The 19,605-nt window shown below is 62.0% G+C and carries 17 protein-coding genes; 14 read left to right on the plus strand and 3 right to left on the minus strand.

The window, feature by feature from the left end; all coding sequences use genetic code 11:
- Positions 1-144 precede the first annotated feature (144 nt).
- The 6 genes from F3J44_RS13760 to F3J44_RS13785 all read left to right on the plus strand — a co-directional run bounded on the left by F3J44_RS13760 (position 145) and on the right by F3J44_RS13785 (position 4,907).
- On the plus strand, positions 145-918 hold the full coding sequence (locus F3J44_RS13760; protein ID WP_167273174.1) for an SDR family NAD(P)-dependent oxidoreductase: 774 nt from the start codon (positions 145-147) through the stop codon (positions 916-918).
- Positions 919-968: 50 nt separating this feature from the next.
- Positions 969-1,310 (plus strand): carboxymuconolactone decarboxylase family protein, encoded by a 342-nt coding sequence (locus tag F3J44_RS13765; protein ID WP_205299894.1) that lies wholly within the window; start codon positions 969-971, stop codon positions 1,308-1,310.
- A 50-nt stretch (positions 1,311-1,360) separates the two neighbouring features.
- Entirely contained in the window at positions 1,361-2,035 is a 675-nt protein-coding gene (locus tag F3J44_RS13770) for a cupin domain-containing protein (protein WP_167273179.1), read from the plus strand.
- Positions 2,032-3,150: an FAD-dependent oxidoreductase gene (locus tag F3J44_RS13775; protein WP_167273181.1), complete on the plus strand. Its 1,119-nt coding sequence runs from the start codon at positions 2,032-2,034 to the stop codon at positions 3,148-3,150. The genes F3J44_RS13770 and F3J44_RS13775 overlap by 4 nt, the downstream gene beginning before the upstream one ends.
- A 128-nt stretch (positions 3,151-3,278) precedes the next feature.
- The gene (locus tag F3J44_RS13780) at positions 3,279-4,406 is read left to right on the plus strand and encodes a saccharopine dehydrogenase family protein (protein ID WP_167273184.1); all 1,128 of its coding nucleotides are present in this window, start codon (positions 3,279-3,281) and stop codon (positions 4,404-4,406) included.
- A 3-nt stretch (positions 4,407-4,409) separates the two neighbouring features.
- The gene (locus F3J44_RS13785) at positions 4,410-4,907 is read left to right on the plus strand and encodes a DUF2269 domain-containing protein (protein ID WP_167273185.1); all 498 of its coding nucleotides are present in this window, start codon (positions 4,410-4,412) and stop codon (positions 4,905-4,907) included.
- A 5-nt stretch (positions 4,908-4,912) separates the two neighbouring features.
- Here F3J44_RS13785 and F3J44_RS13790 read toward each other — a convergent pair whose 3' ends face one another.
- On the minus strand, positions 4,913-5,281 hold the full coding sequence (locus F3J44_RS13790) for a DoxX-like family protein (RefSeq protein WP_167273188.1): 369 nt from the start codon (positions 5,279-5,281) through the stop codon (positions 4,913-4,915).
- Positions 5,278-5,730 (minus strand): thiol-disulfide oxidoreductase DCC family protein, encoded by a 453-nt coding sequence (locus F3J44_RS13795; RefSeq protein WP_167273190.1) that lies wholly within the window; start codon positions 5,728-5,730, stop codon positions 5,278-5,280. Before F3J44_RS13795 ends, F3J44_RS13790 begins: the two co-directional genes overlap by 4 nt.
- Before the next feature lie 410 nt (positions 5,731-6,140).
- On the opposite strand from F3J44_RS13795, the gene F3J44_RS13800 reads away from it, so the two are divergent.
- Entirely contained in the window at positions 6,141-11,264 is a 5,124-nt protein-coding gene (locus F3J44_RS13800) for a RecQ family ATP-dependent DNA helicase (RefSeq protein ID WP_167273193.1), read from the plus strand.
- A 205-nt stretch (positions 11,265-11,469) separates the two neighbouring features.
- Here the strand turns inward: F3J44_RS13800 and F3J44_RS13805 are convergent, their stop codons facing one another.
- Entirely contained in the window at positions 11,470-13,035 is a 1,566-nt protein-coding gene (locus F3J44_RS13805) for an IclR family transcriptional regulator C-terminal domain-containing protein (RefSeq protein WP_167273195.1), read from the minus strand.
- A 174-nt stretch (positions 13,036-13,209) separates the two neighbouring features.
- Here F3J44_RS13805 and F3J44_RS13810 point away from each other — a divergent pair, with 174 nt between their 5' ends.
- The 7 genes from F3J44_RS13810 to F3J44_RS13840 all read left to right on the plus strand — a co-directional run bounded on the left by F3J44_RS13810 (position 13,210) and on the right by F3J44_RS13840 (position 19,598).
- A complete protein-coding gene (locus F3J44_RS13810; RefSeq protein ID WP_167057502.1) occupies positions 13,210-14,019 on the plus strand; it encodes a ribonuclease activity regulator RraA in 810 nt (269 codons plus the stop codon).
- 3 nt (positions 14,020-14,022) lie between these two features.
- Positions 14,023-14,469, plus strand: a complete 447-nt coding sequence (locus F3J44_RS13815) for a nuclear transport factor 2 family protein (RefSeq protein ID WP_027608974.1) — start codon at positions 14,023-14,025, stop codon at positions 14,467-14,469.
- 110 nt (positions 14,470-14,579) lie between these two features.
- A complete protein-coding gene (locus F3J44_RS13820) occupies positions 14,580-15,986 on the plus strand; it encodes an aldehyde dehydrogenase (NADP(+)) (protein ID WP_167273198.1) in 1,407 nt (468 codons plus the stop codon).
- Positions 15,987-15,999: 13 nt separating this feature from the next.
- Entirely contained in the window at positions 16,000-16,293 is a 294-nt protein-coding gene (locus tag F3J44_RS13825) for a Dabb family protein (protein WP_167057497.1), read from the plus strand.
- A gap of 86 nt (positions 16,294-16,379) precedes the next feature.
- Positions 16,380-17,669, plus strand: coding sequence for an MFS transporter (locus F3J44_RS13830; protein WP_167273201.1), 1,290 nt, complete (start codon positions 16,380-16,382; stop codon positions 17,667-17,669).
- A 34-nt stretch (positions 17,670-17,703) separates the two neighbouring features.
- Entirely contained in the window at positions 17,704-18,513 is an 810-nt protein-coding gene (locus tag F3J44_RS13835; protein WP_167057494.1) for an NAD(P)-dependent oxidoreductase, read from the plus strand.
- A complete protein-coding gene (locus F3J44_RS13840) occupies positions 18,510-19,598 on the plus strand; it encodes a mandelate racemase/muconate lactonizing enzyme family protein (RefSeq protein WP_167273203.1) in 1,089 nt (362 codons plus the stop codon). The genes F3J44_RS13835 and F3J44_RS13840 overlap by 4 nt, the downstream gene beginning before the upstream one ends.
- Positions 19,599-19,605: the final 7 nt, after the last annotated feature.

The following is a 19,605-nucleotide window of genomic DNA, read 5'->3' on the forward strand; positions in this document are numbered from 1 at the left end:
TATCGTTTGTCGCTTCATCGCGTGCCGCGAATAATCGGCGTCAAGGCAGGTACAGCATAGCGTTGAATAGCTGGACAACACGCCTGGGTAGATTGAAAAACTTTCCATCATCACCTGCAACTGTCAGGTGCGAAGAGGTGCGCTATGAGCAACACGTTCAACGGTAAAAAATTGCTGGTCGTCGGTGGTACCAGCGGAATGGGCCTGGAGGTCGCACGTCAAGTGCTGGCCGGTGGCGGGAGTGCCGTCATTGTCGGTAACCGCCCGGAAAAAGCAGAAGCGGCCCGCCAGGCGCTTTCAGAACTCGGCTCAGTGACCGTGCTGATCGCCGACCTCTCCCAGGCGCAAGGCGTGGATCAACTGATCGAAACCATCGGCAGGGAACATGCGGATATCGACCTTCTGGTGAACGCCGCCGGCGTATTTTTCCCCAAGCCCTTTCTCGAACATCAGGGCGCGGACTTCGACCAGTACATGAAGCTCAACAGGGCGTTTTTCTTCATCACCCAGAAAGTGGCTGCAAACATGGTGGCCGGCAAGCGTCCCGGCGCCATCGTCAACATCGGCTCCATGTGGGCAAAGCAGGCTATCGCCGCGACACCTTCTTCGGCGTACTCCATGGCCAAGGCGGGTCTGCACTCGCTGACCCAGCACCTGGCGATGGAGCTGGCGCCGCATGGCATTCGCGTCAATGCCGTTTCGCCAGCTGTCGTGCAAACCCCGATCTATGAGGGGTTCATTCCGAAGGCCGAAGTTCATGGTGCCCTGCAGGGTTTCAACAGCTTCCACCCCATTGGCCGGGTCGGCACGCCCGAAGAAGTCGCCGATGTCGTCGCCTTCCTGCTGTCGGGTAAATCCAGCTGGGTGACAGGGGCGATCTGGGATGTCGACGGCGGCGTGATGGCCGGGCGCAACTGACCAGACCCACACCGATGCAATTGGCCAAACACTTGAGGTAATTGAAAATGATGAAAGACTGGAATGGTTATCGCACCGACCTGCTCGAGCGTGTGGGCGATCTGGCCAAGCAAAGCCCGGACATTACCCGGGGCCTGGGCCTCATTGATGGTGCTGCGGCAAAGACAGGCCACCTGGAACCGAAGATTCACGAGCTGATTGCCCTGGCCGTGGCGGTCACCACCCGCTGCGATGGTTGCATCACCGTACACACCAAGAAGGCTGTCGAACTGGGCGCTTCGAAGGAAGAGATCACTGAAGCGCTCGGCGTTGCCATCGCCTTGAATGCTGGCGCAGCGCTGGTGTACTCGGCGCGTGTCCTCGAGGCCCACGCCCAGCTTCCTGTAGTCTGACACCGATGGGGCCGCCACGGCCCCATTTCATGTTCCCTGGAGATCGCCCCATGCTCGTCAATGCAGACTTCTCTCAGCCAGCCACCGTTGCCGGCGACGACTACCACTGGGTGGCTTCGCCGCAGAGTGGGGTGGAACGGGTGATGCTGGATCGGCTCGGTGGCGAAAAAGCCAGGGCGACGAGCATTGTGCGCTATGCACCGCGTTCCAGTTTTCCGCGTCACCTTCACCCCGGTGGCGAGGAAATCTTCGTGCTTTCGGGGACCTTTTCCGAAGACGGCAATCACTATCCGGCCGGGTTCTACCTGCGTAATCCGCCGGGTTCCAGCCATCAGCCTTCCAGCCATGAGGGCGCAGTCATTTTCGTCAAGCTATGGCAGATGCAAGCGCACGAGTCAGAGCCGGTGAGGGTCGATACCCGAAATGCCGACGCATGGCGGCATGAACATGGACGAGCTGTTTGCCCGTTGTTTGAAAACCACCATGAACAGGTGTGGCTCGAACGCCTGCCGGCGGGGCAGCCCGTGTTCAGCAACACAGATGCCGCCGTTGAGTTGCTGGTAATCGATGGCCAGATAGACATTCCCGACCGATCACTGAGCCAGGGCAGCTGGATGCGTTTTCCCGCAGGCTTGCGCCCGGTCATCACCAGTGGTGCCGAGGGCGCGACGCTGTTCATCAAAACCGGGCACTTGCCTAGCACGCTTGAGCACAGCAAACCATGAGAACTGCAAAAATAGCCATCGTGGGGGCAGGGTTGAGCGGCCTTTATGCAGCCTACAGGCTTGAACAGGTCGGCATTGCCGATTACCGGATTTTCGAAGCCCGGCCATCACCCGGTGGGCGGGTTCTGACGCTGTCATCCGTGCAGATGGCAGCGCTGAAACCTGGCAACGTTGCCACGGCTGACGTTTTCGATTTCGGCCCCTCGTGGTTCTGGCCGGAGTATCAGGAGCAGCTGGTGCAGCTGGTCGAAACGCTTGGGCTCGGTTACTACGAGCAGCATGAAACGGGCGATATGCTTGTCGAGCGCTCGAATCAGGGGCCGGTCATGAGGATGCCCGGTTATAGAAGTGCACCAGCCTCCATGCGTATCAGCGGTGGCATGGGCGCGTTGATCGAGGCGCTGCAACGCAGGCTTGATCCGCAGCGAATACTGACCGGGCAGATTGTGCGCCGTTTGCGCCGCACGCAGGCGGGTGTCGAGGTCGACACGTACGGTGATCAAAGCGGTGAAACGACATGGCAGGCTACCCATGTGCTGCTGGCACTGCCACCTCGGCTGGCCCAGGCCACGATTGATTTCTCCCCGCCATTGCCGGACGGGCTGTCGCGAAGCTGGCAGCAATCCGCTACCTGGATGGCGCCCCACGCCAAGTATTTCGCGACCTATGAAACTGCATTCTGGCGTGACCAAGGCTTGTCTGGTGCCGGGCGCAGCGCGGTGGGCCCGATGGCGGAGATCCACGACGCATCCATTCCCAACGGCCAGGCGGCACTGTTCGGGTTCATAGGCGTTCCGGCGACTGCGCGCAGGGCGCTAGGCGAGCGGGAGCTGCTCGCCCTGTGCCGTGCCCAGTTGGCGCGCCTGTTTGGCCCGATGGCCGCTTTGCCAACCGCGGAATTCATCAAGGACTGGGCCGCGGATCCGTTCACGGCAGTCGAGGCTGACTGGGTGGGTACTGCCCAGCATGCTGCTGCTGCGCCACAGGCTGCAACATCGGGGCCGTGGGCGGGCCAGCTGACCGGCGTCGGTAGCGAATGGTCGCTTCAATTCCCAGGCTACCTGGCGGGCGCCATCGATGCAGTGGACCGGGGGATTGCTTCGTTGGGCATCTGATACCAGCCAGCTGAAGTCCCGGCTGAACACTCATCAGGCCGCTAGCGAAATCGAGTATCTTTAGCCGCCTCAGTCGCCAGGCTGCTCCAGGCGCGGCGCACGATCGATGGTTTAGGGACACGAACGAAATGGCACTCAAGGTGATGGTGATCGGTGGCTACGGCAACTTCGGCAGTATCGTTTGCCGGCACTTGGCGGGTGCGCCGAACATTGCGCTGGTGGTCTCCGGCCGCGACCCGGATAAGGTGCAACGCAAGGTGGACGAGTTGAACACCTCGTCGGGCATTGCGTGCGAAGGTTGGTGTGGCGATGCCATGGGCGCCGGCTTCGCGAGTGTGTTGCAGGCGATGAACATCGAATTGGTGATCCATACCGGCGGCCCGTTTCAGGGGCAATCCTATGCCGTCGCCCAAGCCTGTATCGAGGCGGCGGTGAATTATTGTGACCTGGCTGACTGCCGAACCTTCGTCAACGGCGTGGGCGTGCTGGATGCCAGCGCCAGGCAGGCGGGCGTGGCCATTCTGAGTGGCTGCAGCTCGGTGCCGACGCTGTCGTCTGCCCTTATAGACCAGTACCGCCATCGTTTCATGCGCATTGACACGATCGAGCATGGTATTTCCTCCTCGGCGAAAATGCCGGGGTTGTCGACCGTCGAGGGGGTGCTCGCCTACGCAGGCAAACCGATCCAGCAACTCAGAAATGGCAGGGTACACCCGGTGCAGGGCTGGCAGGACCTCACGCTGCGCAAGCTGCCCCAGCTTGGCACGCGGGTGCTGGCCAACGTTGACGTGCCCGACATGGACATCTTTGCCGGCCGTTATGGCGCCCATACCCTGCGTTTCAAGGCGGGTGCCGGGCTCAAGCTTGGCGGCGTTGCCAATGGCCTGCTGGCTCAGGCGCTGCGCGTTGGGCTCGTGCGCAATCACGCCGTGTGGGCCGCTCGCCTGCATCGCCTGGGCACCTGGTTTGAACGCTTTGGTGATGGCAAAAGTGCGATGTACATCGACGTGCACGGCCTTGGCATAGATGGGCAGCCACTGTCCCTGGCCGTGCAACTGACCGCCTTGAACGACAAGGGCCCGGAAATTCCCAGCTGTGCAGCCGTCGCCTTGGCGAAAAAAATGGCCCAGGGCTACGTGCCTGATTCTGGTGCCCGCCCGTGTGTCGGCGAAATCAGCGTCGATGAATACATGGCCGCCATCAACGACCCGGTCAACCTGAACCTGGCTGTGCATTTCTCTGACGGGCAGGGCTGACCCATGCTCTACCTGGGTCTGAAATACCTGCACGTGATCGCGGCAGTTTTCCTGTTCGGCTTCGGCATGGGGTCGTACCTCTACCTGATCGCCGCGAGCCGCACGGCCAACCCGCACGTGATTGCCCATGTGGCGCGCATGGTGGTGCAGTTCGATACCTGGATCACCACGCCGGCGGGCGTCATCCAGATCATCACCGGCCTGTTGCTGGTCAATCTCTCCGGGCTCGGCGTGACCACGCACTGGGTGCTGACTTCGCTGGTTATCTTCCTGTGCGTGGGCTCGCTCTGGCTACCGGTGCTGGTGCTGCAAAAGCGCCTGCAGCAGATGGCGGCGACGGCGGCACAGGCCGATACAGCACTGGAGGAGGGTTACCGCGAGGTGTACCGGAAATGGTTCTGGATGGGCGTACTCGGCTTTCTGGGAATGTTTGTGATCGTGCTCATCATGGTCACGAAAATGCCCCCGTGGCAGTTGATTGGGGCAATGGCAGACGCCTGAAGGGTTTAGCGCCTGGCACTCCAGGCCACCGCACACAAGGCCAATCCCGCCATATTCAGCGACACCGGATTGAATGCTTCCTTGAGCAACCCCGGGCTGAACACCGCCACATCCACCAGTAGCCCCAGCAGCGCTGCCGCAGCCACTGCGATCGGCCAGGGATTACGCGGTGCAAGCAGTATCCACAGCGCCAGGGCCATCTCCCCAAATCCCGCCAGAGTGGCGAACAGTTGCACCTGCTCGATGCCATGGGCCTGGATCATCATCTGCTCGCCCGTGCTCAGCCACAGCAACTTCGGTACGAGCCCATGGTACGCAAACATGAACGCCAGACCACTGCGAGCGATCCAGTTGATACGTATCAAGGCGTTCATGATGACCCCTTCAAAAAGCGCTGTTCGTGGTCCGGCGGCGGCAACAGGCAGGTGTCGTATTTGCCGAAGAGCCGATAGCGGTTACGCGCGACACGGTCGTAGGCCCAATCGCGCAGCCCCCGTGGGAAGGCACGCAACAGCCGCAGTGTGCGCCACGCGGCGGGCAGTTGCCCGATAACCTCGAACACCGCTTCCGAGCGTAGCCAATAGTGGCGGTCGCGAATCACGGCCAGTGTGTCGAACTGATCCAACCGCAACCCCGCCCAGGCTAGCAATGCCTGCCCTTCGGGCGACTGCACGGCCGCCAACCGCACCCGCCGCGAATGATCATGGCGAATCAGAAAGCGTGCCCAACCGTTGCACAGTTTGCACACACCATCGAACAACACCACGGTTTCACCGGGCCGTAGCAGGGGCGCGGGGGTGGGGCGGGTATGCGATGCGGGCATGGGGGTGAGTCCAATCGGGCCGGGTGAGGCTGGATGATACCTCGGTGATGTACCCCCAAAAATACCCTCGATACCTCCAGCAGCGAAAGGGCCGGCACGGGCAATTATTGGTCACCATGGCCTGTGTTCAATCGGCCCACGCCGCTGAACCTTTCGCCAGCAATTGCCCCAGTCCCAACCGGTACGCGCACGATTGTGATTGGCGATCTCTGACACGGATCCGCATGGTCGTCGACGGCTTTTAGTGTACGTCGGTCCCGGCTTGCTCTGAGGTTGCCGGGATAATGGGTTGTCAGGGCAGTGTGCCAAGTGTCTAATCGGTGCTTGATGGCATGATGAAGCCCATCACTTCCATCGTTCATGCGTTGAATGATGATTGTCGCAATCGCTGAGCAGGGAATGCCCGTTTGATGTCGCCACTTCCTCAACCCAAAGGCCTGATTTTCGATCTTGAGGTGGTGCCGCCCAAGAACAATGAACCTGCCCGGATCATGATGCTCGGCGCCCTTCGGCCTGACTCGGGGGCGGAGTTGGAGCTGAAGGTTTCTGGAAACCCGTTCCTAGCCTTGCAGCAGTTGGATGCACTGTCCGAGGGGGCGAGCTTCGTCCTCGGACACAATGTTATCGACCACGATCTGCCTATCTTGCGCGAGCATATGCCCGGCATGGCTTTGCATGCTCTGCCGGTCATCGATACGCTGCGTTTGTCGCCACTGGCGTTTCCACAAAACCCGTATCATCGGCTGATCAAGGATTACAAGCTTATCCGTGACAGTCTGAACTCGCCGTTGTCCGACTGCCGCTCGACGTTGGTTCTTTTTCAGGATCAACGCCAGGCCTTCACGCAGTTGAACAAGACTAACCAGATGGAGCTTCTCTGCTATCAGGCGTTGCTGACGCCGAGTATGAGGGGAGACCTGGGAGCCTTCTTCGCATCCTTGACTGGGCAGTCTCCGGTATCCGTACCCGAACTCAAAATGCTGATTCCGCAATTGCTGCAAGAGACGGATCCGTCGCAACCGCGGGATTTGAAGGTATGTCGGGCACGACTGGAGCAACTGCTCGACGACGATCTTCAAGGGGAAGAATTGCATTGGTCACTGGCCTATGTGTTGGCCTGGCTCCGGGTATCTGGCGGTAACTCGGTGTTAGCACCTTGGGTTCGACACCAGTTTCCAGAGGTTGGACGGCTAATCTCCGAGCTGCGTGATGTGCCGTGTGAGCGCGAGGATTGTCAGTACTGTCAGACGACTCATGACCCACGCCAGGAACTGAAGCGCTACTTCGGCTTCCCTGATTTTCGCTACGAGCGACCAGGGGAGAGTCTTCAGCACGATATCGTGCTGGCCGGTATGCGTGGCCAGCACGTATTGGCCATCCTGGCAACCGGCGGGGGCAAGTCGTTATGTTATCAACTGCCGGCATTGAACCGGTTCCATCGAAACGGCAGTCTTACCGTCATCGTTTCGCCGTTGCAGTCACTGATGAAGGATCAGGTCGACGGACTGGCGGAGCGCAACGTCCAGTGCGCCGCAGCGCTGAACGGCCTGCTTACTATGCCGGAGCGCGCGGAGGTACTGGAGAAGATCCAGATGGGCGACGTCGGCATTTTGCTGGTGTCGCCCGAGCAGTTCCGCAACAAGGCTTTCCGGCGAGCGATCCGTCAACGTCAGGTTGGTGCCTGGATTTTCGATGAGGCGCATTGCCTGTCGAAATGGGGTAGCGACTTTCGGCCAGACTACCTTTATGTGTCCCGCTTCATCCGGGAGCACACCGATGACCAACCGCTGGCGCAGATCGGCTGTTTTACCGCGACGGCCAAGCCCGACGTGCTCGCGGATATTCAGAGCCACTTCAGGGAAAGCCTGGGCATTGAATTCAAGGTGTTCCCTGGAGGGCACGAGCGAACCAATCTGCATTTTGACGTGCTGCCGTGCACCAAGGCAGAGAAGTGGTCCCGTACGGATGGGTTACTGCGTGAGCACCTGGACGCTCAGGAGGGCGGTGCAGTCGTCTTCGTTTCCAGTCGCAAGAGTGCTGAGGAGCTGTCCGATTTCCTGATTGGCCAAGGCTGGCCTTGCAAACACTTCCATGCCGGTCTTGAGCCCAACAGCAAAACGGACATTCAGGACGATTTCAAGGCTGGGCAACTGAAAATCATCGTTGCCACCAACGCTTTCGGGATGGGCGTGGACAAGGCAGATATACGTCTTGTTGTACATGCCGACATACCAGGCTCGCTGGAGAACTATCTGCAGGAGGCGGGCAGGGCTGGGCGTGATCAGGGCGATGCGCGTTGTGTGCTGTTGTATGACCCACAAGACATCGAAACCCAGTTCGGCATGAGCGAGCGCTCGAAGCTCAGCATCCGTGACATCCAGCAGATCCTGCGCAAGTTGCGTAACGAGAGCAGTCGACGCAAGGGTGGCAAACTGATTATCACGGCGGGCGAAATCCTGTTGGACGATAACGTTGAAACCAGCTTCTCCGCGGACGAACGTGAAGCAGAAACCAAGGTCGTTACGGCGGTTGCTTGGCTGGAGCGTGGTGATTACCTAAAGCGTGAGGAAAACCATACGCAGATTTTCCCAGCACGGCTGGATGTGAGCGAGGAAGAGGCCGAGAAACGTTTGCTCAGGGCCGAGTTGTCGCAGCGTCGATTGGGGGAGTACAGGGCTATTCTGCGCTTTCTCTACGGCGCCGATGCTGATGAGCGGGTGAACACCGACCAATTGATGCAGTTGACCAGCCTGGAATCGGATGAGGTTGCCAGCGCACTCAAGCAGTTGGAGGAGATGGGGCTGCTGGTCAATGACTCGCAGATAACGCTGTATGTACGCCATGGTGTGATGGGGGCTTCCAGTCAGCGCCTGCAGAACACCCTGGAGCTGGAAAAGGCATTGCTGCGGTGCTTGCCAGAGCAGGCGCCGGACGCCGAGCAGGGTGGTTGGCAGGATCTGAATCTGCCGTCACTGACCGCTGAGCTTAAGGCAACGACAGGGCTGGACGAACTGCTTCCGCTGCATGTGCTTCGGCTGTTGCGCAGTCTGGCACAGGATCATGATGCGGATGGTCAGCAGCGCAGTAGTTTTGAGCTCAGGCAACTCAATCGTGACTACCTCAAACTGCGTATTAAGGGTGGTCATTCCTGGGCGAAGATTGTTGGCTTTGGTGACGTGCGGCGCGTGTTGGCGAGCAAGTTCCTGGACCTGTTGGTCGGTAAGCTACCGGCAGGATTGCGTGGCGCGGATCTGCTGGTCGAAACGAGTTTTGGCGAATTGCTCCAGGTGATCGAAAGTGACCTCGAACTGCCGCATCTGATTCCGCCGAACAGGCGCCGTAAGGTGATTGAGCATGTCCTGCTCTATCTGCATCGGCAGGATATTTTGACCCTCAACCACGGTATGACGGTCATGCGCCGGGCTATGACCATCGACGTCAAGAAGGAAGACAAGCGCAAGACTTTCCTTAAGGAAGACTACTTGCGACTCGATGAGCACTACCGCGAGAAGCGCATTCAGGTTCATGTGATGCGTGAATATGCGGAAGTGGCGCTGAAGGAGATGGCAGACGCGTTACGCCTGGTGCTGGATTACTTCACCGACTCCAAGCAGGCGTTCATCAAGCGGCATTTTAATGGGCGGGAGGACGTGCTCAAGCTGGCGACCAGCGAGGAATCATGGAAATCGATCATCGAGTCGCTGAGCACCACTCAGAAACTGATCGTCGCCGACGATGACGACATCAATCGTCTAGTGCTGGCCGGACCGGGCTCCGGCAAGACACGTGTGATCGTGCATCGTATCGCTTTCCTGCTGCGGGTGCGGCGAGTACCAGCGACCAGCATTGTGGCGTTGACCTTCAACCGCCATGCGGCGAACGAGATTCGCAAACGGCTGTTGGCCCTGGTCGGGAGCGATGCCTATGGTGTCGGCATTCTGACTTATCACAGCATGGCCATGCGTTTGACCGGAACCCGTTTTGAACGCGGCGCGACGGTCGACGAGCACGCTCTCAAGCAGGTATTAAGCGATGCCGTCGAGTTGCTGGAAGGTAGGCGTAATATTGAGGGCGAGGACGACCTCCGCCAGCAGCTACTGCGCGGATACCGTTATATCCTGGTCGACGAATATCAGGACATTGATGATCTGCAGTACCGTCTGGTCAGTGCTCTAGCTGGGCGGCACGCGGAAGAGGATGGCCGGTTGTGCATCATGGCGGTAGGCGATGATGACCAGAATATCTATGCCTGGCGCGATACCAACAATCGTTATATCGAGCGCTTTCGCGAGGACTATGAGGCGTCGACCAGCTTCCTGGTCGATAACTACCGTTCTTCCCTGCGCATTATTGAGGCGGCCAACCAGCTCATTGGCCAGAATTCGGCCCGACTGAAAGAGGCCGACCCCATCCGGATCGACAGGGCTCGGCAGGCGCTGCCTGCCGGCGGGCTATGGGAGGAGCAGGATGAGCAACGCAAAGGCCGGGTACTGAGATTGCTGATCGACCCGAGCGACCGTGAGCGCGGCAATCTGCAGGCTCAGGCGTCCATGGTGGAGTTGGAGCGGTTAGTGATGCTCGAGCTAGGGAGTTGGAACGGCTGTGCGGTTCTGGCGCGCACGCACCGCTATCTGTGGCCAATCCAGGCCTGGTGCGAGCAACACGATATTCCTTATTTCTTGGCAGCAGACAAGGAAACGGCGTTACCCATTACTCGGCAGCGCAGTTTTGTGGCGGCGACCGACTATCTGCGAGAAATCGAAGGCGTTCTGTGCGCGGCTACCGCATGGCAGCGTTTGTCGGGTAGCAATCAACTGGTGGACGCCGAGTGGAAGCGTTTTTTCCAGACGGCCTTTGAGCAAATGCGAGGAGAATTGGGAGACTGCCAACTTGGCAGTGGTGCCTTGATCGACTGGCTGTACGACTACGCCCGTGAATTGCGCCAACAGCCGAAGGAGGGCCTCTATCTTGGCACCGTGCACTCGGCCAAAGGGCTAGAGTTCCGCCATGTCGTTCTGCTGGATGGCGGTTGGAGCGCTCAGGTCGATACCCTGGCCGATGAGCGACGTTTGTACTACGTGGGGATGACGCGAGCCCAACAGACCCTGACGTTGTGCGAGTTCGCTGACGGCAATCCATTCAGTTGCAGCCTGATGAGGGATGTTCAGCAGCATGGTTTTCAGGGACAACCGCTTCCTGAGTTAGAGGTGCGCTTTCAGCAACTCACGCTGAAGGAAATCGATATTGGTTATGCCGGTCGTCAGTCACTGCATGCTCGGATACACAAGGCGGTTGAGGCGCTTCGCGAGGGGGATCCCCTGACGCTGAAGGAAGAGGCTGGCCGCTACCAACTGCTCGACAGGCAAGGCAACGTGGTAGGGCGAACCGCCAAGTCATTCCAACCACAGATCGGCTTCGAGCAATGCGAAGTCGCTGCCGTCATGGTGCGGTTTGCAGAGGATAGTGAGGAGCAATTTAGGGATCTGAATAAATGTGATCGCTGGGAAGTGGTTGTGCCGAGAGGGAGATGGTAGGCGGTTTCCTAGGCACTGTCTGAAATCCCAAGAAACTGAAATGTGGCCCCGGAACAGCCTGGGTTCTGTACAGTCGCCGACCACGTGCGGTTGTTGAAGAAGCTTTTGAGCCACTGGTGGGGCCTGCACCTATCGCTGAAAGCGAAGGCTTGATTCCTCACATCGCCGTGCAAGGCTTCAAAGCACCAACCCCAAGGTTTAAAGCTCAAGTCTGCATTTGCATCAGGCACCCCGAGTTCGGCGCGCTGGCCAGTGTTTCCAGCTTCATCGTATGGCGGGCACTGGTGATGTACAGGGTTTTGCCGTCCACGCCGCCAAAGCACAAGTCGGTAGGGGTAGGCACCGGTAGCCCGATCATGCGGTCGAGGCTTCCGTCAGCGTCGAAGCGTGCCAGGCTCCAACCCTCCAGTTGGGTGGTCCACACACCGCCCGCAGCGTCAAGCGCCAAGCCGCCCAAGCGGCCGCCGCCGCGTGGCAGCGAGGCCAGCCGGCGCACGTTGGGGCTGCCTGGGCGCAGCAGCAGGATGTCGCCGGAGTCCGGTGCCAGGGCGTACAGTGCGCTGCCTTTGGCATCCCAGCGCAGTGCACTGACCTGTTCCGGCAAGGTCCAGCCATGGCGCAACTCGCCTTCGGCGCTGAGCTCGCCGATCAGGCAGCCGCTGGCACTTTTCGCACATGCCCACAGTGCGCCCGATGGGTGCGTGGCCAGCGCCAGCAGGCGACTGCCGAGCACGTCCTGGCGTGGGTGTTCATGGCCGTCCCAGTCGATCAGCGACCATCCTCCGGCCTGCGCCACCAGCAGGCCGTCCGGGTGGAGCTCCATGGCGCGGATCGGCAGGTCCAAGCGGGTCAGCAGGCGGCTGGTGTGCCCGTCCCAGCAATGAATCGCCGGAGCCAGGGTATCGGCCCAATACAGGCGCTGCTGCTCGGCATGCCAGCGCGGGAACGCGCCATGAAAGGCCCATGGACCGGGTACCACGCTCAATGCCGCGGCAGCTTGTGGTGCATTGTCAGGGCGCAACTGTTCGCCCACCCGGCGGGCGGCTTCGGCCAGTTCCGGGCCGAGCAGGGTAAGGCGCTCCAGAGTCAGCCGGTACGCCGGCCCGGCCACGCTCAGAGCACCGCGTACCTGGCCTTGTTTGTCGATGATGGGGGCGGCGACGCAGCGGATGCCCAGGCGGATTTCTTCGTCGTCCAGCGCATAGCCGCGGGCCTGAGTGATCTGCAGCTCGGCCAGCAGCCGCCGGCGGTCGGTGATGGTCAGCGGTGTCAGCGGCGCCAGCACCACGCCTTTGAGTACCTCGTCGCGCGCCGTGGTCGTCAGCGCCGAGAGAATCGCCTTGCCTTGACCCGTGCAGTACACCGGCTTGCCCTGGCCAAGACTGGCCGCGGAACGTTGCGTATGGGCGCCGTCGCAGCGCTCGAGCGACAGTACCTGGTTCCCGTCGAGCACCGCCAGATACGAGGTTTCGCCAGTGAGGTCACGCAGGGCGCGCAGCTCTTCGCTTGCCGCCGCTACCAGGTCAGGCTCCAGGTAGGCGTTGCGGACCATCTCCAGGTAGTTGAACCCCAGGCGATAGGCCTTGCGCGTGGGGTCGCGGCGGATCATTCCGCGCTCAACCAGAGTGGCGATGATGCGGTACAGGGTGGTGCGTGGCAGTGGTACCTGTTCGGCCAGTTGCGCTTGGCTGATGCCGCTGGCGGTTGCGCCAATGGCCTGGAGCACATCCAGGGCTTTTTCCAGTGCGGCAGTGCCTTCACCTGTTTTCATCAGGGATTCCCATCTGTTGGAACGCGGTGGCTTGAGTGCTCAGTCTGCCTCTTTTTCATCCGGTTTTCCGCCATAGAATCGGCCTCAGCAGGGCTTCAAACCATTGTCTGTTCCATATGTTGGGAATTAGCCCTGGCCGCCCATCGGATGAACCCGCGAGGAGAACCTACAACAATGTCCGTCATCCACAACTATGCCGATGCCCATGAAAGCGTCTCCGGCAAACAGGTCGTTGTCAGCGACGAAGTGCTGGCCAAGCTGGCTACCTGCAGCAGCGGCTCGCTGACCACCCAGCTGTTCAAGCGTGGCTTCCGCCAGCCGGCGCTGGTCGGCCTGCGCGCCATGTGCCGCGACGCCAAGCCGTTCGCCGGGCGTGCCTTCACCATGCGCTTCATTCCCGCTCGTGAAGACATCGACACCTATTCGACCATGACCACCAAGCCCAACGACGACAACCTGCAATGGGTGGGCGTGGAGCAGATCCAGCCGGGCGACGTACTGGTGATCGACAGCCGCAACGACCCGGCCGCCGCGTCGGCCGGCAACATCCTGGTTACCCGCCTGCTGGCCCGTGGCGCCAAGGCCATCGTTACCGACGGCGCCCTGCGCGACGGCAGCGAGATCGCCGCCATGCGCTTGCCGGCCTATGCCCGTGAGATCACCGCCACCACGCGTATTTCCTACCACCATGTGGCCGATCTGCAGGTGCCGATTGGTTGCGCCGGTGTAGCCGTTTACCCAGGCGACATCATCGTCGGCGACGCCGATGGCCTGACCGTGGTGCCAGCACACTTGGCCGAAGAACTGGCCGAAGTGTGCAGCGTGCAGGACGACATCGAGGGCTACCTGGCCATGCGCATCGCGGCGGGTGAGCCGCTGTGGGGCGTGTACCCGCCGAGCCCGGCGTCGGTGTCCGACTACCACGCCTGGGTCGCCGCCGGCCGCCCGGCCATCCCGTCGATCATCGACCGTGAAGAGGGTTGAGCCATGGCTGAGCACAAGCATGCGCAACTGATCCGCCGCTACTTCGACGCTTGCAACGAAGGCGACTACGACAAGCTGGTGTCCTGCTTCACCCCGGACGCGGTGCACTACTTCCCCTCGGGGTTGCCGGAAATCCCGTGGCGCACTGCCGACACCATCGCCCGCAAATGGGTGTGGTGTGTGGAGAACCTGGGCTCGCAGTGGACCATCGAGAAGATCCTGGTCAGCCACGACAGCAACGAAGCGGTGATCGAGTGGACTCACTGGAAAAGCAAGCTGGGTACGGCCCTGCGTGGTGACGAGTGGTACGTGTTCGACGAGCAGAGCGGTTTGATCAAAGAGATCCGCGCCTATTACGCCTCGCCGGCCGACAAGGACGTGGTGATCAACGAGTTGGTCGATTTCGACTATGTCGGCCGTGGGTATCACCTGGAGCCGAAGGCGCGTTAACGCCAATGGCCTCTTCGCGGGGCAAGCCCGCTCCTACAAGGCCCGCGCTGTACCTGTAGGCGCGGGCTTGTCCCGCGAATGGCCGCACCGCAATTGTTGAAGGAGTTCCCATGACCACCCCGCAAAACCCGAATTTCGCCGCTATCGATGCAGTCGTCGCCCAAGCGGCGGCGGCTGCCGACTTCTGGGCCGATTGCAGTGCCACCCAGCGTGCCACCCTGCTGCGCGGCCTGGCCGATGCCCTGGAACAGCAGCAGGCTGAACTGGTCGCCATCGCCGACCGCGAAAGCGGCCTCGGTGAAGCCCGCCTGAACGGTGAAGTGGCCCGCACCGCCTTCCAGCTGCGTGGCTTCGCCAACGAAGTTGAAGCGGGTGTGCCATACCGTCAGGTCGATGACCAGGCAATTGCCGGTGCGCCACCTGCCGGCCGCCCACGCCTGACGCGCGTGCAACGCCCGCTGGGCCCGGTGGCGATGTTTTCGGCCAGCAACTTCCCGTTCGCCTTCTCGGTGCTGGGCGGCGATACCGCCTCGGCCTTGGCCGCCGGTTGCCCCGTGGTGATCAAGCCGCACTCCGGTCACCCGGAATTGTCCCGCGCGGTGTTCGCCCTGGCCGCTGGCGTGGTCCGTGCCCAGGGCCTGCCGGCAGGCCTGCTGACCCTGGCCGAAGCGCCCAATCGTGTCGCTGGCACCTACCTGGTCCAGCACCCATCGATCGCCGCCGTGGCCTTTACCGGCTCCTACCAGGGTGGCAAAGCCCTGTGGCAGGCGGCCAACGAGCGTGAGCGGCCGGTGCCATTCTTTGGCGAGCTGGGCTCGATCAACCCGCTGGTAGCACTGCCGCACGTGCTGGAAAAGGACAGCGAAGCCTTGGCCAAGACCTTGGCCGCTTCGATCACCCTCGGTTGCGGTCAGTTCTGCACCAGCCCCGGCGTGATCGTGCTGCTCGATTCACCCCATAGTCAGCGTTTCGTCGCCCAGCTGGCCGCGGCCATTGCACCGATTGCCACGCACCGTATGCTCACCCCGGGCATGCAGCAAGGCTTCGAGGCGGCAGCTGCCACGGTAGCGGCCAATGCCACCGTGGTGTTCACTGCGCAAGCCGATGGCGCTGGCCCGGCGCCACGGTTGTTCGCCACCGATGCCGCATCGTTCATTGCCAACGCTCACCTGCGTGAGGAAATGTTCGGCCCGGCGGCGTTGATCGTCACCGCCAATTCCGTTGCTCAGGCGGCTGAAGTGCTCGAAGCCATCGGCGGTACCCTGACCACTACCCTCTGGGGCCTGGACGCCGACAACGCCGACAACCGCCAGCTGCTGCGCGCAGCCCAGCGAGTATCCGGGCGCGTGTTGTTCAGCGGTGTGCCGACCGGTGTTGCCGTGTGCCATGCCCAGCAGCACGGCGGGCCATGGCCGTCGTCCACCGCGCCACAGTCCACTTCGGTCGGCTTTGCCGCCATCGAGCGCTTCCTGCGCCCGGTTGCGTTGCAGGACGCACCCGCCTGGGCACTGGGCTGAGGAGGGCAGGGCGATGATGCGACATATCGTGCTGTTCCGCCGCCTGCCGGGCGTCGAGGCGCAGCCTGAACTGGAATCGGTGCTGGTGGCGCGGATGCGCGACCTCACCGAAGAAATCGACTTCATCCGCGACTGGCGCGTCGCGGCCAATGAACTGGATCGACCGATCTGCTGGGATTACATCCTCGAGTCCAGCTTCGACGACGCCGACGCGGTACAGCGTTACCTGCCACACCCGGCGCACCAGGCCCTGGTCGCCGAACTCAAGCAGTACTTCGAGTGGGTGGCGGTGGATTACAGCGTCTGATTGACCCCAGAGGCACCTGGCCCTTTGTGGGGCCAGGCGTTATAACAAAAAAGATCCGGCATCACAGGTGCCGGGCGGAGTCGTACATGAACAAGAAAAACAACTACCGCTGGACGATCCTGACCATGCTGTTCCTGGCCATGATCATCAACTATGTCGATCGCGCTGCCCTGTCGATCGCCATGCCGTTCATTACCCAGGAATACCACCTCACGCCCGCCGAGAAGGGCATGATCTTCAGCAGCTTCTTCTTCGGTTATGCGTTGTTCTGCTTCGTCGGTGGCTACCTGGCCGACCGCTTCGGGCCCAAGCGCGTGCTGACCTGGTCGATGAGCTTCTGGTCGCTGCTGTGCGGCTCCACCGCACTGGCCTTCAATTTCTGGTCATTGCTGATCGTGCGCGCACTGTTCGGCGTCGGCGAAGGCCCGGTGTCGACCACTGCCAACAAGACTGTAAACAGTTGGTTCCCGATCAAGGAACGCGCCCGTGCCATCGGCATCAACCAGGCTGGCGGCCCGCTGGGTGGCGCCCTGGCCGGGCCAATCGTGGGTTTTCTCGCCCTGTGGCTGGGCTGGCGCGTGGCCTTCGTGGTGATCGCGGTGATCGGCGTGCTGTGGGCCATTGCCTGGTACCGCCTGGCGGCCTCTACGCCCAAGGAGCACCCGCAGGTGTCGGCCGAAGAGCTGGCGCTGATCAACGAGGGCCGTGAGGCCCCGGTCACTGCCGTCGCAGACGCTCCGCGCACGCCAGTGCTGGAGACCATCCTGCAGCGTTCGGTACTGGTCACTGGCGTATCGCTGTTCTGCTACAACTACATTCTGTACTTCTTCATGACCTGGTTCCCCAGCTACCTGATCGAGGCCAAGGGTATCGACCTCAAGGCCATGAGCATCGTCACCGCACTGCCGTGGCTGGTGGGTACTGTCGGCTTCATCTGTGGCGGGCTGCTGATCGACTGGGTGTACAAGCGCACCGGCAAGCAACTGTTCTCGCGCAAGGTGGTGCTGGTCAGCTGCCTGCTGGTGGCTGCGGTGTGCATCGGCCTGACCGGCCAGGTGGACAGCGTAACCAGCACCGTGGTGGTGATGACCGTGGCCATCGGCTTCCTGATGCTGACCGCGCCCGCCTACTGGTCACTGATCCAGGACGCCGTGCCGGACCATCAGGTCGGCACTGCCGGCGGCTTCATGCATGGCCTGGCCAACCTGTCTGGCATCGTTGCGCCGACCGTGACCGGCTTCATCATCCAGTCCACCGGCACCTACGGCAGCGGCTTCGGCCTGGCCGCCGGGCTCGGCATCGTCGGCGCGCTGATCGTGGCCTTGTTCGTCGGCCAGAAACCGGCCCGGCAAGCCAACGTCATTGCCACCGCCTGAACTGACTGCTACCCACGTTTGACGGGAATACACCATGCCTACGCTTCTAGTCACCGGCGCCGCCGGTATCGTCGGAACCGCCCTGCGCCCATACTTGCGCGAGCGCTTCAATCTGCGCCTGCTGGACCGCCGGCCGGCCAGCGAGCTGGCCGCCAATGAAACCGCCCTGGTCGGCGACCTGACCGACCCGGCCTTCGTCCGCCAGGCCTGCGAGGGTGTCGACGCGGTGCTGCACCTGGCCTGTGCCCACGGCACCGACATCCAGTTCCAGGCCACGGTCGAGCCCAACTACCACGCCACCCTGTACTTGCTCGAAGCCGCCCAGCGCGCCGGGGCGCGGCGCTTCGTGTTCGCCAGCAGCCACCATGTGCTTGGCCAGTATCCCACGCAGGCAGCCGAGCAGTTCGACGACCACCCGGTGGCGCCGGACAGCTACTACGCGCTGAGCAAGGTGTTCGGCGAAGCAGCCTGCGCGACCTTCTCCCAGCGCAGCGAGCTGGCCACGTTCATCGTGCGTATCGGCAACGCCGACGCCAAGGTTGCCGATGCCCGTCGCTTGCGCTTGTGGACCAGCGCCCGCGACCTGGCCCAACTGGTGCTGATCGGCCTGGAGCATCCCGAGGTGCGCCACGAGATCGTCTACGGCGTGTCGGAATGTCCTCAGGCGCTGTTCCACAACAACCGTGCCCGCGCCCTGGGTTACCGGCCGCAGGACAATGCGGCCGAGCACCTGGCCGACAACTTCCTCGCCTATGACGCCATGGCCCCGGTCGGTTCCGGTCGTGACCATGTTGGCGGCGCCTATGCCGGTGTGGCCCTGGCCAGCGTTCTGGAGCAAGCATGAAGATCGTCCGCATCGATACCCAGATCGTCGAAATCCCCTTCCACGACGGCGGTCGTGGGGTAGGGGGGACACCTTCGGCCTGGCGCACGCTGGAGAACGTGCTGGTGCGAGTCGAGGACGAGCTGGGCAACGTTGGCTGGGGCGAGGCCTTTGGCTACTTCGTCGCCGATGCCACCAAGGCCCTGATCGACCGGCTGGTGGCGCCCCAGGTGCTGGGCCGCGAGGTCACCGACATTCCTGCGCTGAACCTGGAACTGCAGCAACGCCTGCACCTGTTCGGCCGCTACGGCGTGACGATGTTCGCCATTTCCGGTCTCGATATCGCCCTGTGGGACTTGGCCGCCCGCCGGCAGCGCCTGCCGTTGCACCGCCTGCTGGGCCAGGCCTACCGCGAACAGGTGCCGGCCTACGCCAGCCTGGTGCGCTACGGCGATGACCAAGTGGCCCCAGCCATTTGCGAAAAGGCACTGGAGCAGGGCTTCAGCGACATCAAGCTGCACGAGGCCACCCTGCATGACATCGGCGCTTGCCGGCGAGCTGTTGGCGATGCCGTACCGCTGTCCACCGACGTCAATTGTTCCTGGACCGTTCAGGGGACCCGTGATTGGCTGCCGGCGCTGGCGGAGCTGAAGCTGGCCTGGCTGGAAGAGCCGATCTTCCCGCCCGAGGACTTCGCTGCCCTGGGCAGCCTGCGCGGGCAGGGTGTGGACATTTCTGCCGGGGAAAACTGGTGCACTGCCGTGCAGTTCGAGCAGGCCCTGGTGACCGCAGCGGTGGATTCCATTCAGCCCAGCGTGACCAAGGTCGGCGGCATTTCCGAATGCCTGCGCATCGACCGCCTGGCCGAGCAGCATGAGGCAGCTATTCTGCCGCACTGCCCCTACTTCGGCCCGGGCCTGATCGCCACCCTGCACCTGGCCGCCGTACAGCGGCGGGTGCCGCAGGTGGAGTACCTGTTCGTCGAGCCGGCTGGCTGGTTGTACCCGGTGGAGCAATTGCGCCAGGGCAATCAACTGCAGATTCCTCAGGGCCCTGGCCTGGGCCTGGACATCGACCTGCAAGTGGCCGAGCGCTTGCGCCGCTAGTCCGACC

Origin of the sequence: Pantoea sp. Tr-811, from assembly GCF_011752535.1 — a bacterium.
GTDB lineage: Bacteria > Pseudomonadota > Gammaproteobacteria > Pseudomonadales > Pseudomonadaceae > Aquipseudomonas.